Annotated in this window: 13 protein-coding genes and 1 pseudogene; 8 read left to right on the top strand and 6 right to left on the bottom strand. The window is 71.0% G+C overall.

Annotated features, from left to right (window positions below; all coding sequences use genetic code 11):
* Positions 1 to 10: 10 nt before the first annotated feature.
* The 3 genes and pseudogenes from A6F73_RS36820 to A6F73_RS36810 form a co-directional block, all read right to left on the bottom strand.
* Complete coding sequence (locus A6F73_RS36820; protein WP_063352654.1) at positions 11 to 880, bottom strand: LLM class F420-dependent oxidoreductase; 870 nt, start codon at positions 878 to 880, stop codon at positions 11 to 13.
* A gap of 419 nt (positions 881 to 1,299) precedes the next feature.
* A pseudogene (locus A6F73_RS36815) lies at positions 1,300 to 1,783 on the bottom strand (MFS transporter); the annotation flags it as partial.
* Between the two features lie 2 nt (positions 1,784 to 1,785).
* Entirely contained in the window at positions 1,786 to 2,004 is a 219-nt protein-coding gene (locus tag A6F73_RS36810) for a hypothetical protein (protein WP_063352833.1), read from the bottom strand.
* A 150-nt stretch (positions 2,005 to 2,154) separates the two neighbouring features.
* On the opposite strand from A6F73_RS36810, the gene A6F73_RS36805 reads away from it, so the two are divergent.
* Positions 2,155 to 2,442 (top strand): hypothetical protein, encoded by a 288-nt coding sequence (locus A6F73_RS36805; protein WP_063352653.1) that lies wholly within the window; start codon positions 2,155 to 2,157, stop codon positions 2,440 to 2,442.
* A gap of 52 nt (positions 2,443 to 2,494) precedes the next feature.
* Here A6F73_RS36805 and A6F73_RS36800 read toward each other — a convergent pair whose 3' ends face one another.
* A complete protein-coding gene (locus A6F73_RS36800; protein ID WP_063352652.1) occupies positions 2,495 to 4,048 on the bottom strand; it encodes a DHA2 family efflux MFS transporter permease subunit in 1,554 nt (517 codons plus the stop codon).
* A gap of 22 nt (positions 4,049 to 4,070) precedes the next feature.
* A complete protein-coding gene (locus A6F73_RS36795) occupies positions 4,071 to 4,652 on the bottom strand; it encodes an NAD(P)H-dependent oxidoreductase (RefSeq protein ID WP_063352651.1) in 582 nt (193 codons plus the stop codon).
* Positions 4,653 to 4,785: 133 nt separating this feature from the next.
* Here A6F73_RS36795 and A6F73_RS36790 point away from each other — a divergent pair, with 133 nt between their 5' ends.
* From A6F73_RS36790 to A6F73_RS36770, 5 genes are all read left to right on the top strand, one after another.
* Positions 4,786 to 5,442 carry a TetR/AcrR family transcriptional regulator gene (locus tag A6F73_RS36790; protein WP_063352650.1) on the top strand — a complete coding sequence of 219 codons (657 nt, stop codon included), beginning with the start codon at positions 4,786 to 4,788 and terminating at the stop codon, positions 5,440 to 5,442.
* A gap of 616 nt (positions 5,443 to 6,058) precedes the next feature.
* Positions 6,059 to 7,198 (top strand): lipase, encoded by a 1,140-nt coding sequence (locus A6F73_RS36785; RefSeq protein ID WP_244293840.1) that lies wholly within the window; start codon positions 6,059 to 6,061, stop codon positions 7,196 to 7,198.
* 344 nt (positions 7,199 to 7,542) lie between these two features.
* The gene (locus A6F73_RS42015; RefSeq protein WP_159398737.1) at positions 7,543 to 8,100 is read left to right on the top strand and encodes a hypothetical protein; all 558 of its coding nucleotides are present in this window, start codon (positions 7,543 to 7,545) and stop codon (positions 8,098 to 8,100) included.
* Between the two features lie 436 nt (positions 8,101 to 8,536).
* Positions 8,537 to 9,292, top strand: a complete 756-nt coding sequence (locus tag A6F73_RS36775) for an alpha/beta hydrolase (RefSeq protein WP_063352648.1) — start codon at positions 8,537 to 8,539, stop codon at positions 9,290 to 9,292.
* The gene (locus tag A6F73_RS36770) at positions 9,285 to 9,743 is read left to right on the top strand and encodes a winged helix DNA-binding protein (protein ID WP_079136583.1); all 459 of its coding nucleotides are present in this window, start codon (positions 9,285 to 9,287) and stop codon (positions 9,741 to 9,743) included. The genes A6F73_RS36775 and A6F73_RS36770 overlap by 8 nt, the downstream gene beginning before the upstream one ends.
* 461 nt (positions 9,744 to 10,204) lie before the next feature.
* Here the strand turns inward: A6F73_RS36770 and A6F73_RS36765 are convergent, their stop codons facing one another.
* On the bottom strand, positions 10,205 to 10,498 hold the full coding sequence (locus A6F73_RS36765; protein ID WP_063352647.1) for a hypothetical protein: 294 nt from the start codon (positions 10,496 to 10,498) through the stop codon (positions 10,205 to 10,207).
* Between the two features lie 1,214 nt (positions 10,499 to 11,712).
* Here A6F73_RS36765 and A6F73_RS36760 point away from each other — a divergent pair.
* Together A6F73_RS36760 and A6F73_RS36755 are read left to right on the top strand one after the other, a co-directional pair.
* Entirely contained in the window at positions 11,713 to 13,683 is a 1,971-nt protein-coding gene (locus A6F73_RS36760) for a trypsin-like serine protease (RefSeq protein ID WP_159398736.1), read from the top strand.
* Positions 13,684 to 13,969: 286 nt separating this feature from the next.
* A complete protein-coding gene (locus A6F73_RS36755) occupies positions 13,970 to 18,355 on the top strand; it encodes a polymorphic toxin-type HINT domain-containing protein (RefSeq protein WP_063352645.1) in 4,386 nt (1,461 codons plus the stop codon).
* Positions 18,356 to 18,360 lie beyond the last annotated feature (5 nt).

Here is an 18,360-nt window from a genome sequence, read left to right as displayed (position 1 = left end):
GGTGCCCTGGTCATTCGGCCGGGGGCATCCACGTCCGGGCGAGTTCCGCGACCCAGGTGATGGCCGCGTCAGGGGTCGGCGGGGGCGCTCCGACGACGACGACCTCGGTGATGCCGGCTGCGGCGAGTTCTGGAAGATGCTCCGGGTGGCCGTCACTCAGTGCGACAGCGATGGTGAGTTCACCGGGAGTGCGGCCGCGTCGGGCGCACTCGTCGACGAGGACGGCGATGCGTTCGGGGACGTCGGCGACGGGGATGTTGAAGCCGTACCAGCCGTCGCCGAGTGTGGCCGCGCGACGCAGGGCGGTGTTGCTGTTGCCGCCGACCACGACCGGGAGTTGGGCGCCGCGCAGCGGCTTTGGGTTGACCCGGATCGCGTCGAAGCGGGTGAACTCCCCGGTGAAGGAGGCGGGGTCCTTGGCCCAGAGGGTGCGCATCGCGGTGAGGTACTCGTCGGTGCGGCGTCCGCGTCCGGTGAAGGGGACGCCGAGGGCGGTGAACTCCTCGGCTGACCAGCCCGCTCCGATGCCGAGGCTGAACCGTCCGGCGGAAAGCCTGTCGAGGGTGGCGGCCTGCTTGGCGACCACCACCGGGTTGTGCTCGGGCAGCAGGAGCACGCCGGTGGCGAGCTCGATCCGGCTGGTGACTGCCGCGGCGAAGCTCAGGGCGAGCAGCGGGTCCAGCCAGTCCGCGTCCGCGGGCACGGCGATCTGGCCGTCCGCGGAGTAGGGGTAACGGGACGCGGGCGTGTCCACGAGCACCACATGCTCACCGCACCACAGCCTGGCGAAGCCATGCGACTCCGCTGCGGTGGCGACGGCCGCGATCACTTCAGGGCGGGCACCGTTACCGATGCCGAGCGCGTGCAGTCCTACCCGCATTCCCTACCTCCTGAGGCCACCCTAAGCACCAGGCGCGGACGCACGGTGGCATGGCGCGCCACGGGCGTAGGGACAAGGCATGCCGCGTAGGCGAGCAAGGCCACCGCATCTCCCGGGCTGCGCTGCCAGCCTCGGGCGGGGATGCCGTGCGGCGTGAAAACATGTGAGGCTGGTGCCCGGCCGGTCGACTCCGCTTGTCTCTTGGGATCTTGAGCCCGTAGGTCAGTCTGGTGCGGGGGCTGTTGAGGGGCCACGCACTGTTGCCTTCGAGCACGCCGGTCAGATTCTGCTTTCCCCTCGGCCCCTGCGGGCGGGCACCGCCTTGGCGGTTCCGGTTCGAGAGTGGGGAGGCTTCCGGGCAGCGTTTGGCCAGTCAGGAATCCAACGGGGCTGGGTTCACTGGGCTGCGGTTGGGTTGCTCAGGCGGTCACGCCTGGCCCTCGGCTGGGGCAGTTCGGCGTGGCGCACCGCGTTGGAGGCCAGGGCGATGGCCACGCCCAGGCTGGCGAAGATGCCGCAGGCTCCGAATACCGGGGCGGCGTCCCAGGCCCCGATGGCGGCACCGACCAGCGGGTAGCCGAGGGGGGCGATACCGACCATGGTGAGCATGACGACGGAGGTGACCCGGCCGGGACAGGCCGGGTCCGCCGCGGTCTGTATGAGGGCGTTGTTCAGACTGTCGAAGACGCCCGCACACAGTCCGATGACCGCAGCCAGCACCGCGGCGAGCCACAGGGCCGGCACCAGCGCGCGATGGTGGCCGCGCCCGCGCAGCCCACGAGCAGTGTCCCGGCCAGCATCAGGCCGGCACGGGGCAGCCATCCCGCGACAGCAAGCAGTGAGGCGCTGGCCACAGCTGGCCGCAGCTCCTGCACTGAAGCTGCTGGCGATCCAGCCGTAGCCGATCAGATCTGCCGGTCCGGGTCGGAGAAGGTCAGACCGCCGACGGCGCGCAGGCGCCGGGCCGGGGAGGGGACGGGCGTGGTCTCGCCGGGCGGCTGACGGAAGTTCGCGCCCTGCTCCACCGGCAACAGCCGGCGCCCACCGGACTGGGCGGGCACGGGAGCGTCGGTGGCGGGCTCGGAGAAGGCAGGCAGGCCAAGGTTGCGACGGTCAGGGGTCATGATCACAGTCTCGCAGCCCGAACAGAGGCGGGGAACGCCGCCCGGTAGCGCGAGAGCGAGAGAGAGGCGGGTCAGCGCCGTCTGGACGCCCGGCGGGCCCAGATCCGCGGCCTGGACGAGGTCAGCCGGGAGCAGCACCGGTTCCAGGCGATGAAGGCCGAGGCCGCGGTACGCGGCACCGCGGCGGCGACCGCGGCCCGGGAGGAGGCCGTGGGCCGTCCGCGGGTGGCACGGGCGATCGCCCACCTCGCGCAGGCACACGGCATCACGGCGACGGCCGGGTGGAGCCTGGACGATCCGCGCCGGGCGGGCAAGGTGGCGCTGCTGGGCGGGGAGGGCGCGCCGGTCGCGGTCCTCAACCCGCAGCGCTCGCTGACCCGCGGCCAGGCGCACCTGCTGCCGGCCGGGCTGACCGAATGGGCCGGCCCCCACCGGTAGCGAAATCCGCGTACGGGGTGGGGGAGGCTCGATGGGGGTTTGGTGGAGTTCGTCAGGAGGTGTGCACTCGGCGTGACTTGGCGCTCCCGGCGGCGCCGCCGCCCGGGGCTTGGCGGGAGAGCGACAGTGCGGGCAGCAGGGCGAGCGCGAGCAGGGCGACGGCCCAGCCGTAGGTGTCCCGGAAGGCGTCCGCGAGGCCGGGGGCGAGCGCGGCCCGCGCGGCGCCGTCCAGGCCCTGCACGGTGGCCAGTGCGCCGCCGGCTTCCCCGCCGGCAACCGTGGTCGGCAGCCGGTCGGCCATGGCCCCGGTGAGCAGGACGGACATCAGGGCGGTACCGACCGAACCGGAGACCTGCTGGACGATGGTGACCAGGGTGGTGGCGGCCGGGACCTCGGTCGGGGCGACGCTGCGGGTGGCGGCCGCCATGGCCGGCATCAGCGTCATGCCGATGCCGGTCCCCATCACCGCCAGGGCGGCGATCAGGTGAGGGTACGGGGTGTCGGCGGCGACCTGGACGGTGAAGCCGAGGAAGCCGGTGGCGGCCAGGACGGTGCCGGTGACCACGATCCGGCCGGGGGCGAAGCGGTCGGACAGCCGGCCGGAGAACTGCATGGTGATGCCGGTGGCGAGCGCCTGCGGGATGCCGAGCAGGCCAACGTCGGTGGCGCTTTGACCGCGCACCAGCTGGTAGTAGAGCGGGAGCAGCAGCATCGAACCGAAGTAGCCGCAGCCGAACAGGGCGATGGTGGCGGCGGGCCCGGCGAAGGCGCGCCGGGCCAGCAGCCGCAGGTCGATCAGCGGCTCCCCGACGGTCAGCGCCCGGACGACGAAGCCCGCGACCAGGGTCGCGCCGGCCAGGATGGGCAGCAGGCTGCCGGCCGCGGCGAGGTGTCCGTGCCCGGCGCCCAGCCCGTAGATCAGTGCGGCCAGGCCCGGGGAGAGCATCAGCAGGCCGGGCAGGTCCAGCCTGCGGCGGGTGCCGCCGCCGTCGCGGGGCAGCAGCCGGGCGGCGAGGATGAGGGCGAGCGCGCCGAGCGGCAGGTTGACCAGGAAGACCCAGCGCCAGGAGGCCTCGTCGACCAGCCAGCCGCCGAGCACCGGCCCGGCCAGCGGGCCGATCAGGACGGGGATGCCGAGCACGCTCATGGTGCGGCCGGTGCGGGCCGGATCGCAGGCGCGGACCAGGACGGTCATCCCGACCGGCATCACCATGCCTCCGCCCAGGCCCTGAAGGACGCGGAAGGCGATCAGCGAGGGGGCGTCCCAGGCGGCGCCGGCCAGCGCCGAGCCGAGCACGAACAGGGTGAGCGCCATCAGGTACAGGCGGCGGGTGCCGAACCGTCCGATCGCCCAGGCGGTGACCGGCGTGACGGTGGCGAGCGCCAGGGTATAGCCGGTGGTGACCCATTGGATGGTGGCCAGCGGGGCACCGAAGTCCCCGGCGAGGCGGTTGAGGGCGACGTTGACGATCGTGGTGTCGAGGACGGTCATCAGCGAGCCGAGGACCACAACGGCGGCGACGGCCGCAGTGCGCGGGCCGGGTGCGGCCGCAGTGGCCGTGTCGGTGGTTGTCCCGGCCGTGACCGGCTCGGTGGCGGTGCTCATCTTCGTTCCCCCCGGTCGCGGTTCAGACGCCGTACGGGCGGACGGTGCGGGCGTCCCGAAGCGCGTGCGCCCACCAGGTGAGCTGGTCGAGCATGCCCTTGGCGGCGCCGCTCTGGACGGTCGGGTCGACCGGCTCGCCGTCCTCGCCGAAGAGGCCCCAGACGTTGTGGAAGCTGACGGTGTCCCGGACGGTGACGGCGTGCAGTTCGGCGAAGACCAGCCGGAGCTGCTCGACCGCGCGCAGCCCGCCGCCGAGCCCGCCGTAGGAGACGAATCCGACCGGCTTGGCCCGCCACTCGGCGCCGTGCAGGTCGATGGCGTTCTTGAGGGCGGCCGGGAAGCTGTGGTTGTACTCCGGGGTGATCACCACGAAGGCGTCGGCGGCGGCCAGTCGGGGCGAGAGGGCCGCGTGCCGTTCGGCCTGCTCGGCGGTGGGCTCCTCGCCCACGTGAGCCAGCGGGTGCTCGGCCAGGTCGACGACGTCGATGTCGAGGTCCGCGCGCTGCCCGGCGGTGCGGACGAACCAGTCGGCGACGGTGGGCGCGAAGCGGCCCTGCCGGGTGCTGGCGATGATGACGGCGAGGCGGAACGGGGTCTCGGACATGGCTGTCTCCAGGGGTGCGCTGCTGTTCTGTCACCGCCCGTTCGGACGGCACGTCAGGTAAAGTACAACGTGTATGGCAACAAGTACAACGATGACTGCAACTTTTCGAGGCAGCGGCAATGAAGGAGACCCCATGACCAGCCGGCAGGAAACACCGGACCGGCCCCGCCGGGGGCTGGCCGAGAAGCGCCAGGCCATCACCCGGGCCGCCCGCACGATCTTCGGCCGGGACGGCTACACCCGCGCCAGCATCGACGCCATCGCGGCGGAGGCCGGGGTGTCCACCCGCACCATCTACAACCACTTCACCGGCAAGGAGCTGCTCTTCCAGACCGTCGTCCGGGAGAGCGCGGCACAGGTCGCCGACGCCCAGCTGGACATCATCGAGCGCAGGCTCGGAAAGGTCACCGACCTGGAGGCGGACCTCACCGCGTTCGCCCTGGCCTGGGTGACACCGCTGACCGAGTTCGCCGACCACTTCGGGCTGGTACGCCAGATCAACGCCGAGGCCCGGCACCTGCCGAAGGCCGCCCTGGACGCCTGGCAGGAGGCCGGACCGCGACGGGTGTTCACCGCCCTCGGGCAGCGGTTCGGGGAACTGGCCGAGGACGGGTGGCTGGAGACACCGGACCCGGGGCGGGCGGCCGCACACTTCGTGCTGCTGACCGCGACGGAGGTCACCCAGCGTTCGTACTGGGGCGCATACCCGCTGGACCGGGCGGAGACCGAGGAGATCATCGTCGTCGGCGTCCGGGCCTTCCTGCGCGCCTACGCGGCACCCCACCGGTGACACTGCCGCACGCCTCGAACGCGAGGCGCCGCCCCCGGCCACGCCGGGGGCGGCCTGCGGTCCCGGACCTTGGCCACCACTCCCCTGACTTGATCTCTACCGACTTCGGCCCGTCAGGGTGATGTCGGGGTGATGTCGGGGTGTCGAGGGTCAGGCCGGTGCCGGTTATGAATCCGTCGAGGGTGTCGGTTCGGTACCGGAGTCGCTCGAGTCGGTTGCGGACGAGGGCTTCGAGTCGGTTACGGCCGAGGGCTTCCAGTCGGTTACGGCCGCATAGCGATCACCCCTGCCACCGACAGACGTCCCGAGCGACGGCCCAGAACCTAAGGAGGGCGCAGGGCCGTCGAGTTGGAGCCCTGGCGGTCAGCCGGCCCTCGCCGGTTCCCCCGGCTCGCGCACGGTGCCGCGGTAGGGCTAGCCCCAGGACGGATACGCCCGCTGGCCGGACTGTGGCACGAGGGCGACGTACGTAGGCGTCGGCGACATGAAATCCACCCACTTAGCAGGCACGCTACGGCCCGTGCTTCGCCGGCTGAACATCGGGACAGTCCTGGCCGTCCTGGCCACCGCGACTGCGACTGCGACTGCGACTGCGGGAGCCGCCTCGGCGGACACGGTGCACCGAAGCGATCGCGGACGGCTGGTCTCCGTCCAGCAGACGACCACCCTGGCCGCGAAGGAGGATGCCGCCGCGGCACTGGCCGCCGCCGGGTATGACGCGGGTACGGTCCGGTTCGGAGTGGACGCCTACCGGCTGGTGTACCGCACCGTGGACCCCGGTGGTCGGCCGATCACCGCCAGCGGACTGCTGGTGCTGCCCCGCGGCGGCGAACACGAGCTGCGGACGGTGTCATTCACCCACGGCACGGCCAGTCACCGCTCCGATGCCCCGTCCTCCATGGTCAAGGCCGGATTCGTGTCCTCACCCGCCATCACGTACGCGTCCGCCGGGTTCGCCGCCGTCGCCCCGGACTACATCGGCCTGGGCGCCGGCCCGGGACTCCACCCCTGGATGGACGTGCCGTCGGAGACCACCGCCTCCCTGGACATGCTCCGGGCAGCCCGCGCCTTTGTCCCGCGTACGGGCCGGACACTGGGACACGACGTGCTGGTCACCGGGTTTTCCCAGGGCGCCTCGGCGGCGATGGGGCTCGCACGGGCACTCCAGGCCGGCGACGACCCGTGGTTCCGACTCCGAGCCGTCGCACCGGTCAGCGGCGCCTACGACTTCCAGCACGCCGAACTGCCGGCACTGCTCGACGGCACTCTCGACCCGAAATCAAGCGTGCTGTACACGGCATACCTCCTTGTCGCCTGGAACCGGCTGCACCACCTCTACGACTCCCCCGACGAGGTCTTCCAAGCCCCGTACGACAGCACGGTCGAGACACTGTTCGACGGTTCGCACACCGGCCCGCAACTCTTCGCCGGCACACCCGACACCATCGACGCACTGCTCACCCCACACGGCTTCGACATGCTGCGCCGCCCAACCGGCCCGCTGGCCAAAGCACTTCGGGTGGCCGACAGCACCTGCGACTGGGCACCACACGTCCCGGTCCGCCTGTACGCGGCCGACGCGGACGAACAGGCGGCCAACACCAACACCGACCACTGCGAGGCCACACTGCGATCGCACGGCGTGAACACGACGGTCATCGACCTCGGCACCCCCGACTTCGCGGGCTCCAGACACCTCGGCTCCAACATCGCCGGCACGACGGCCATCGTGCACTGGTTCAGCCAACTGCGCTGACAATCCGCTGACCCACCCCCGCCCGCAGGGCAGACCAGCCACCCGCGTGCCGGCCACGACCCCGGGACGCACCCACCGGGAACACCCCACCGTGGAACCCGGGTCAGCCCGACCGCGGTCCGGGACGCCCCCCACCCCCCGTGAACAACCGGCGCCACGACTCGACGACTCGTGGATAAAGCCAGGGGCGCTCCAGCCAGCCCATGACCTGGCATAGTGCGGCGGGCCCGAGGCTGCGGGTGAGGCCGCGGACGCTCTGACGGTCGCCGTCGGTGAGGTGGTAAAGGCCAACACATTCCAGGACGGCGCAGAAGGGGCCGACCTGTGGCAGCGGCCAGATCTCGGTGGACGGCGAGACCACCCCGAACGAATCATCCGGAGAGCCCGAGGCCGAACACCGACGGCCGGCGGCTGGCGGCTGGCGGCGCGTCACGGTGACCGTGACCGGCTTCGGCGAGGAACCCGACACGGTGGTGGTCAGCCGGGACGTCGCAGCCGGGCGCGTCACACTACGCCTGACCGGCGAGCATCTGGAACTCCATCCGGACACACGAACCGCTTCCACCGCGCCCTGGCATGCCGGGACGCGGACGGGACGACACCGGCCCAGATCGACCAGTCAGCGGCCAAGGCGCTGGAACAGCTCCACTGTTGTCGGCCCGGCCCTGGGCAGCGGGGCCGGCGGGGGCGGGGACCAGCAGGGCGCGCAGTTGCTCGGCGGCCTGGGCCTGTTCGGCCGGTTCCAGCCCTTCCAGGAAGTCGGCCAGCCGGGTCTGCCAGGTGTGTTCCTGTCGCTGTGCAAGGGCTGCCCGTTCCTGCGGGGCCACGGCTTCCAGTTCCTGCCCGGTCCGGTCGAGGCGTGCCTGGGCGAGGCGTTCGTCCTCGGTCCGCCCGCGGCCTAGCAGGCGGGCGACCCGTTCCCGGACGGCCGCCCACACGTCCGTTCCGGCGGCCTGGACGATCCCGGCACCCCCGGCCGCAGCCAGCGCGCTCAACGTCTCCGACAGCATTCCCGGCTATCCCCCTGCCCCCCCGGTGGTCGACCGGACGATGCGGTCGGCGGGTCGGGCGCGGTGGTCCCGGTGCCGGACGCCCGAGACCCCGTCGAGCGGGTGGTGCCGCGCGAGCAGCCGACCGGGGCCGTGGCGACGATCACGGCGACGGCACCGAAGGACGCTGGACCGATGCCTTCGAGGCGGCCCGCGGCCTGGCGACCGCCTTCTGCGCGTTGGGGCGGCCTGCACCGTGCCCCAGGCCGGGCGAGTCCAGGGAAAACAGACCGGGAATATGACCTGGACCACATATGTCACGACACATGTGTCGTGTAATGTGTCCGATATGAGCACTTCAGCGAAGAATCCGACCCTCGTCTTCATCCCCTGCCTCTCCGGCGCCCCGTGGAGCGCCGAGCAACTGGCCCCCTACAGCGAGGCACCCAAACGGACGCTGCGCCTACCCGAGGGCGTCGACGACATCGAGCACTACGCCGACCACCTCGAGAGCGCGATCGCGGACCTCGACGACTACGTGCTGGTCGGCGACTCCTTCGGCGCGAACATCGCCCTCGCACTGGCGACCCGCCGCCCGCCGGGCCTGCGCGCCCTCGTCATGTCCGGCGGCTTCGCGGCCAACCCGGTCGACTCGAAGCCGTGGAAGGCCCTGATGCAAGCGATCGGCAGGGCCCGCGGACCGCTCTACCAGCAGCTGACGCTGCGCGCCCACGCCCACCGCCTCACCTCCCCGTACGACGGCGAGGGCCAGACGCCCTGGAGCCAGGCGCGCAGCCGCGAACTGTTCCTCGCCAACACCCCCGCCGCCTCCTTCGGCGCCCGCCTGCGGGCCGTCCTCACCGCCGACTACACCGACGCGCTGGACCGGGTCCAGGTCCCGACCCTGATCCTGACCCCCTCCCACGACGTACTGATCGGCGAGAACGCCTCCAACGTCATGCTCGCGGGCATCCCCGACGCCCGGGAGGTCGTGCTGCCGCGCACCGGCCACATGTTCCGCTTCTCCCACCCGGTCACCTACGCCGCCGCGGTCAACGACTTCCTCGCCACCCTGCCGACCATCCGACAGGACGCCGATGCGTAAGGCCGAACACCTGCGGTTCGCGATCCTGGCGGCCCAGCGCGAAGGCAACCGACTGCTGATCCAGGCCCTCAAACCGCACGGCATCACCCCGTCACAGGCCGAGGTGCTGCGCCTGCTCCAGCAGCACGGCACCTTGAGCCTCAACGGGCTCGGGCAGCTCCTGGTGTGCGAAAGCGGCACCAACCCCAGCCGGCTCGTCGAACGCGTCGTCGCGGCCGGACTGGTCGAACGCCGCACCGACACCGCGGACCGCCGCTACCTCCAGCTCAGCCTCACCCCCGAAGGCGAACGCCTGGCCACCGCCGTCGCCGGGATCGAGGAATCCCTCTACACCGCGATGGACACCGCCTGCCAGGACCTGGACACCGACGCGATGCTCACGTTCCTGCACAACTTCATCGACCCCCTGCCCTCGGGCGAGGCCCTCAACAAACGCCTCACCCTCGGCTGACACCCCGCCCCCACCCGACACCACGGCCCGCACGGGCCCGCACAGGACCGGCCGACCACGCACCGGAAAAGGAACGACCGGCCCGATCACGGCGGCAGCTATATGGTCGGTGACCCACTGTGCACAAAGCGTCGTCGCCGAGCCCGTTGGGGGCGTTAATCTTCCGCGGTACGGCTCCGGCTGGACGAAGTGGCGCCGCCGGCACGCCACCGAGGCCGTGATCACCTGCATCACCGCGGCCGCCGACCCCGGTCGGCAGGCCACCGTCCTCGCCTGGCCCGACGCCAACGGCCGACTGCGCCCGGTCGGGGTGAGCCTGCCGCTACCGTCCGGGCTGCGGTGTGAGCTCGCGCCGCTGCTCGGCCTTCTTGTCGGCACCACCAAGAAGTGGCGGCGCCGCGCAGCCAGCGACTGGACCGCCTACCTCGAAGCACGCGCCGCTGACTGGTCGCGGACCCGCGTCAGGCCCGGCCGCCCCTGCGGCCGGGCCGGGCAGGCACCACCTGGATCCACGGCTGGTGGGTGCCGTCGGTGCTCCAGGTGAACTTCATCCAGTACTGGTGACCAAGGGAATTCTCCAGCATGCCGATGAGCATCGGGTCGGCCCCGTACGCGGCGAGGGATCTGAGGATGTCGTAGTCGACATAAAACTCCGTGTCCCTGTCATTCGCGAGGTGGTCGTTGAGGAACTGGAGCTGTTCGTTGGAGATGTCGCCGATCTTGCTGTCGTTGTCGAAGCGGTGCAGCTGAGGCATGGTTCGGGAGTTTTCCAATCCAGTCGGGTTGAGGTGATTCCGTTCGCCAAGGTTCGTCAGCAATGCTGGCGGCCCCCACCCTGGACCTCTACGAGTCGGAGACTCGCTGCCCGTTCAACCTCTCCACCGCGGCCGTCTCCTCGCGAGGCAGCATGGCGTTGAGTTCTGGACCGAGCCACCTGAACCACTCACGCCACGCCTCCACCGTCCCACAGCCGCTGTCGTCCCGTCAGCGGGCCGCCCCCAGGCGGGCAGGCCTGCAGCCGCGACCAGGCCCGGCCGCCTTTCGAGTCCGCGCCGCCAGACCTGTGTCCATCCCCTCGCCACACCGGCACAGATCGTCTGGTGAGGACCCGCTTCCCGTAGACCGGCGCCCCACTAATGGGGTACTGGCGCATACAGGAAGGGAATTGACTTGTTCCAACTCGCCCGGCCTGGACAGTGTGTTACCAGATGGTGCGGACCCACGAAATCGGCTGGCCCCGTCCCGGAAGAGTCCGGGACGGGGACGGGGACGGGGACGGGGACGGCGGTCAAGACCCGCAGATGCGGCAGGCTGCCGAAGGCCTGTTCGGCGTCACGCTTGTGGGGCCAGTCACGGCAGTGGAGGCGGACACCGGCCTTGGTCCACAGACGCTCCACCAAGTCGCTGTCGTCCGGGTCCGCGCCAGTGGTGTCGACGCCGCGGCAGTGGGCCAGGGCGAGGGTGGTGGTGCGCACGGAGCGCTTGCTGCCACAGAACACCAGGACACTGCAGCTGTCGGCGGTGTGGTGGCGGGCCGGGTCGGCCGTGCGGCGGATGCGGATGTGGTTGCGGATGGGCCCAGTCCGGCACGTCCGCGTCGATCGGTATCGCCGGCAGTTGCCAAGTCGTCTGCGCTCCACGGCTCTTGACCTGACCGGAAATTCGTCGGGGCGGCAGCTGGAGGGGTCTGCCATGACCGTTGAGGAGGAAACGTCATCGAACCGTAATGGTCAGGTGTCGCCCCTCTCATCTTCTCATTCATCCTTAATGTCCATATTCAGAATGTCAGATTCTGGGTCGTTCAGTCATGTTTTCCCGTACGGTGCTTGACTGCAGGTCAGCGGCTAACCAGGTGCCGGCAAATGCTTTGACGTGCCGGTTTTCCGGCCGATAACGTCAACTTGATCTCTTCTTTGCCAGCTCGGGGGTGCTGGTCGCTCCCGGGCGCACCTATCTTTCTGGAGCACCTGTGCGTACCGTTCGCAGACTGGCCTGGCCTCTTGGCGCGGCCCTGGCAATACCCGTGCTGGCCGCCCCGATACCCGCGACAGCCGCCGATGCCGCACCGCCGAGCACCGTGGAGGGCTTCGCCTACCCGGACGCGGCGAAGGTCTATGCCGACCGGAACATCACCCTGAAGTCCGGTGACGGGCACATCGTCCTCGCCGACTGCGCGTCGGGTCCCGGTCTGGTGCACGTGCTCAGCCGAGCGGCCAACCCGAGCGAGGTCTGCTTCCGGATCATCGGGCCGACCGGCTACCTGGCGGTGGAGATCCCGAAGGTCTACGACATCCGGGGCGACGACCACAGTGTCAAGGCCACGCTGAACACCGCAGGCAACGTCACCAGCTTCGACGTCCCCAAGAACGTCTGGACGCCGGTCGGCGAGAGCGTCGGGGAAGCCACCACCCTGCTGGAGCTCACCTCGGTCGACGGACCGGCCGCGCCCGCCGCCTCCGGCGACTTCCCTGCCGTCGGCACGGTGACGTTCGGGCAGTCCGGTCGTGCCGACGCGCGTTCCTGCACGGCGACCCTGGTCGACCGCAACTGGGTGCTCACCGCGGCGGGCTGCTTCGGCGACGATTCTTCCGGTGCCCCCAAGACCGCGAGCACGGCCACCATCGGCGGCCAGAGCGTCGGCATCACCGAACTCGTGGCGCGCGGCGACCGTGACCTGGTGATGGCCCGCCTGGCCAACCCGATCGACGGCGTCACCCCCGTGGCCCTGGCCACCGGTGCCCCGGCGGCCGGGGAGAGCCTGCGCGTGCCCGGCTACGGCCGCACCGCCACCGAGTGGGCGCCCTTCAAGGTCCACACCACCACCCACACCGTCGGCGCCGTGGCCACCACCACTGCCGAAACGGCCCCGGCCGCCGGCCAGGCGCCGGTCTGCCAGGGCGACGCCGGAGCGCCGCTGCTGCGCGAGGCGAACGGCACGGCGGAGATCGCCGCCGTCGCCTCCCTCTCCTGGCAGGGCGGCTGCCTGGGCACCCCCGCCACCGAGACCCGCACCGGAGCCACCTCCACCCGCGTCGACGACGTCGGTGGGTGGGTGAAGGAGCTGCGGTTCCGTACCGCGGACGTGCAGGCCGGTACGCACGTGCAGATCATCGGTTCCGACAACACGCTGTCGGAGTCGATCGCCGACTACAACGTCGGCCGTTGGACCCGTACCTGGACCCCGATGGGCAACAGCCAGCTCCTCAAGGTCGACAGCGTGGCGATCGGGGACACTGTCCACGTCTACGCGGTCGCGGGCGACGGTCACGTCTACGGCCGGGACGGCAAGGTCGGCGGCAGCTGGGGCAAGTGGAGCGAGGTCCCCGGCGGTGCCGCCGATGTCAAGGACATCTCGGCCACCGCCCGCGGCAACCTCGTCGACCTCGTGATCGTCGGCGGCGACGGCTCGCTCTACGCCACCACCGGCGACTACAACGCCGGCACCTGGCGGCCGCAGTGGGACAAGATCGGCGACAACCACCTCAAGGCCGTCACCAGCGCCTTCTACGACAACACCACCTACATCTTCGCCATCAACGAGGACGACAAGGTCTACACACGCTCCGCCGACTACACCGCCGGCCACTGGACCGACTGGGTCGACCTGCCCGGCAGCCTGCCCAATGTGAAGGCCATCAGCGCCAGCACCCACGGCCACACCATCGACCTCGCGATCGCCGGCGCCGATGCGTTCTACAGCACCAGCGGGCACTACGACACCGGCTTCTGGGACCCCCAGTGGACCAAGATCAGTGACAACCGTCTGAAGGCCATCACCAGCACCACCTCCAACGACGTCGTCCACGTCTACGCGGTCAACGAGGACGACAAGGTCTACGGCATCGACGCCGACTACAACGTCGGCCGCTGGACCACCTGGGGCGACGTCCCCGGCGGGGCGGTGGGCGTCACGGCGATCACCGCCACCAGCACCAGCTGACTCCGCCCTCCGTCCCGGTCACGCCGCGCTGTTCCGGCGGGACCGCCGGGCGCGGGACACACCGCACACGACACGACCCACCGCCCTGTCTGCCTCTGCGGGGCGGCGGGTCGTGTCGTGTGCGCGCCGTGCCTCGGCGTGTGGTCGTGAGTGATTTTCAGAGCTGTCGGCGGATCGTCGGCGGTCGTACGGCACTTCGGTGCCCGACAACAGAATGGGATTGCGAATTCCGATGAGGGTGTCATTGACCCCACGGGCCACAAGGTCGCGCCTCGCGGCCGGGCTCGTGGTCGGAGGCCTGCTGACAGGCCTGCTCACCGTCCCCGCTGCGGCGGCGGACATACCGCCGGCGACCGGGCCGAACGCGGACCGGGTCGCGGCGGTAGCCGCTTGGCAGGCCGGCGGGCCCGTCGTGCGCCACGCCGCCGAGACCGCGCTGACCGGCTCCGCCGACGACCTGAAGGCGTTCCTGGCGACCGGTCAGGCCGCAGCGGCCGACCAGGACATGCGGGCGCAGATCGAAACGCTCATCGCGAAGTCCGGCCCCGGACTGCGCGAAGCGGGAACGGCCGCGCTCAAGGGCTCGGCGGCCGATCTGAAAGCCTTCCTCGACGAGGGCGCCCAGAAGAACTTCGATGACGACCAGCGGGTCCGGCTGTCGCAGATCATGGCCACCGGCGGCCCCGGGGTGAAGGACGCCGCCGGCAAGGCGCTGGACGGCACCATCGCCGACGTCAACCGGTTCCTCAACGAGGGTCAGTTCAAGGCCCGCGACGACGACGACCGCGTCCACCTCTCCCAGCTGATGGCCGCTGGCGGCCCCGAGGTGAAGAAGGCCGCCGGCGCCGCGCTGGACGGCTCGATGGACGACGTCCAGCTGTTCCTCCAGTACGGCTACCAGACGGCCGCCGCCCACGACCAGGAGACCCTGACGGTCTCCCAGCTCGCCGACCTGACGAAGAACGCCTCCGACCAGGCCGGGCAGCAGGCCCAGACCGCCCAGGACGCGGCGGGCAAGGCGCTGGACGCCACCAAGCTGGCAAAGGAGGCCTCCGAACGGGCCGCCAACGAGACCAAGGCCGCCCAGGGCTCCGCCGGACAGGCGTCCAACGCCGCCGGCCGCGCCGCGGACGCGGCGACCCGGGCCGCGAACGCCGCCCAGACCGCCTCGAAGGCGGCGAAGGCCGCCAACGAGGCCTCCCGGCAGGCCGCCAACGCCGCGGCCGGTGCCGCGTCGGCCGCGACGAAGGCCGGCAACGCGGCGGCCAGGGCGCTGGCCGCCGCTGCCGGCGCCGCCGGTGACGCTGGCCAGGCGGACACGGCTCGCAACGCCGCCGTCACCGCCCGCAACGCGGCCGTCGACGCCCGCACCGCGGGTGAGGCCAGCGCGTGGGCCGGCCGGGCCGCATCACAGGCCGGACTCGCCGCGCTGGCCGCTGCCGCCTCGGGTGTCAACGCCCAGGCCGCCGCCGACGCCGCCGCAGAGGCCGCCGGCTACTCCGGCGTGGCCAGCGCGGACGCCGCCCGGGCCCGTCAGGCCGCCGCCCGCGCCAGGAGCGCCGCCGCCGAGGCCACCCGCGCGGCGAAGGCCACCGTCGCGATCGCGAACCAGGCCGCCGCCGCAGCCGGCGACGCCCAGCGGGCCGCCAACGACGCAGCCGCGCACGCCGAAGCGGCGGCCACGGCAGCCGAGGAGGCGGCCAAGCACGCCGGCGACGCGTCGAACGCGGCCGACGTCGCGAAGTCGGCCGCCGACTCGGCCGACTCCTACGCCAACTCGGCGGCGAACTCCGCCAAGCAGGCCCACAACGTCACCGGCATCGCCCGCGCCAGCGACCAGGAACGCCTCGACGCCCAGCAGGCCGAGGAGATGGGCAAGGCCGACGAGGCCTCCCGCGCCGCCGACCTCAAGGCGAAGACCGCAGCCTGGGAGTCCGGGAAGGCAACCCAGCTCGCCGCCGACACCGAGCAGCTCATCAAGGACGCCACCGCAGCCGGGGCCGATACGAAGACCGCCGTGCTGAAGGGCCGCCAGGCCGCGCTGCGGCTGCTGGACTCCGCCGGCCCGTGGACGAAGGCCGCCGCCCAGAGCGCGCTGGAGGGCGACGACAACGCCGTCCAGGAATTCCTGAGCAGCGGTCTGACGACCGCCCGCGACTACGACGACCGCACCAGCGTCATGGCGATCGCCAAGTCCCCCGGCAAGCTGGAGAAGCGCCTCGCCGCCGAGACCGCGACCGTCGGAACCTCCGACCAGGTCCGGGCGTTCCTGGCCACCGGCCAGTACCCGGGCAAGGACGACGACGACCGCGTCCGGCTGTCCCAGATCATGGCTGCCGGCGGACCGGGTGTGAAGGAAGCCGCCGGCAAGGCCCTCGACGGCACCATCGACGACGTCCGCGCCTTCCTGGCCACCGGCCAGTACAAGGCCCGCGACGACGACAACCGCGTCCTCGTCAGCCAGGCCCTCGCCAACGGCGGCCCTGAGGTCAAGGCAGCCGCCCAGGCCGTCCTGTCAGGCCCGGCCGACCGCCTGGTGCCGTTCCTGCAGTCGGGCCTGTTCACGGCCCAGCAGCGCGACGCGATGACCGCCACCCACGTGGCCACCGTCGCGTCCTACCTCGCCACCATCGACGGTTCCGTCGCCCAGGCCCGCCAGTACGCCGCCCAGGCCGCCCAGTCCTACGCCGACGCCCGCGGCGCCTCCGACGAGGCGAAGAGGTACGCCAACCAGGCCAGCCAGTCCGCCCAGCAGGCCCAGGGCTTCGCCACCCAGGCCGCCCAGTCCGCCCAGGCCGCCCAGGCCTCGGCGGCGCAGGCCGCCCAGTCCGCCAAGCAGGCCCAGGCATCGGCGGCCACCGCCAACACGGCGGCCCGCAACGCCGGCGTCTCCGCGGCCATGGCCACCGGCTACGCCGCCCAGGCGAGCAAGTACGCGGCCGACGCCAAGACCGCCTCCGACCAGGCGAAGGCCTCCGCCGCCGCCGCTGCCAAGAGCAGGGACGAGGCGAAGACGGCAGCCGACGAGGCCCTGGCCGCCGTCTTCACGAAGCAGCAGGACGAAAGCACCGACGGGAAGCTGCAGAACGCAACCGCCTCCGTCGACGACCAGGGCCGGATCTCCTTCATCGACGCCGTTCCTCAGGGTGATCCGAACACGGAGATCGTCAAGGACAACCTGGACCGCTGCGAAGCGGGTGACATGATGCTGTCGGCCTACGGCCATGTGCTGAAACCCCTGGACACCACGGTCTGGCGCAACGATGCGGCAGGAAAGCCGGTCTGTACCGTCACCCTCACGGTCAAGGCCACCGGCACCACCGACTACATCCTGAAGACCTGCCCCGAACCGAACCTCACGATCGCCGCCTGCCGCGGCAAGTACACCGTCTGGAACACGGTCCTCCTCAACAGCTCCCCGCTGGAGGTCCAGTACCCGCAGACCGTCGATGTGACCTACGCCGAGTACGTCAAGAAGTACCGGCCGACGGTGGACACCGGCAAAATCCTGTACGACATGTTCGTCGACGACTTCGTCAAGTGCTACAACGACCCCGACTTCAACAAGTCCTGCGCCCTCGCCGCAGCCAACGCCGCCCCGTTCATCCCCGTCCTGGCCAAGAGCGTCAAGGCCGTCGTCGCGTTCCGCTACGCGCTCACCACCGGCATCGGTATCGAAGACGCCAAACTCGCCGTTCAGGCCTCACTCGACGGCTACAGCAAGGCGGCCCTCGCCAAGGTGACCGCCACCGCCGACGCCGTCGCCAGATTCCGCAACTCGCTCAAGACCGGAATCGGCACTGACACCGCGCTCGAAGCACTCCGGAGCGACATCAACGTCGACCGAACACTGATTCAACGATTCGAGGCCCTGGCGTCGGCGGTACTCGGAATCTGCAAGCGGAACAGCTTCCCTGCCGGCACCCATGTGCTCATGGCCGACGGCACGAGCCGTCCGATCGACCAGATCCGCACCGGCGACTCGGTGCTGGCGACCGACCCGACCACCGGCACCACCGGGCCGGAGAACGTCGGGGCCGCCTTCTACACCCCCGACGACCATGACTTCACCCAACTCACGGTCACGGGGCCGAACGACGTCACCGGAACCATCACCTCCACCGACCACCATCTGTACTGGTCGGAAGGCAAACAGAGCTGGCTCAACGCCTCCGACCTCGTCGCCGGCGACACCGTCCGGACCACGGACGGACAGGCCGTCCGGATCACCGGCACGCGGCACTGGACGTCCCCGCAGCCCGCGTACAACCTCACCGTCAACGACATCCACACCTACTACGTTCTCGCGGGCGCAGTCCCCGTTCTGGTGCACAATGCGGGCTGCTGGGAGGTGTCTGAGGACGTCCTGGACGAGATCTTCGACGCCCACGGGCCGGCTGTCACCGACGGCGTCGAGTACAACATCAGGCGGTACAACGACGGCGATGTGTCCCACGCGCCGAACGGCATCGGTACGAACCCCAAGGCGCTGGCCGAGTACCTCGCGCTGCCCCGGATCTTCAAGTACAAGGACATCGAAACCGGGAACGAGATCTTCTTCGACGAGGCCAGGCAAATCATCGTGATCAAGACCCGAACCAACATCCACGCCTACAACTACACTACGAAGTCCTGGAAAAGCGCCGTGGGAACGAAGTACATGGAGAAGTAGGCGAA

The organism is Streptomyces sp. MJM8645 (assembly GCF_001625365.1).
GTDB lineage: Bacteria > Actinomycetota > Actinomycetes > Streptomycetales > Streptomycetaceae > Kitasatospora.
This window is presented reverse-complemented; position numbering and strand designations above follow the sequence as displayed.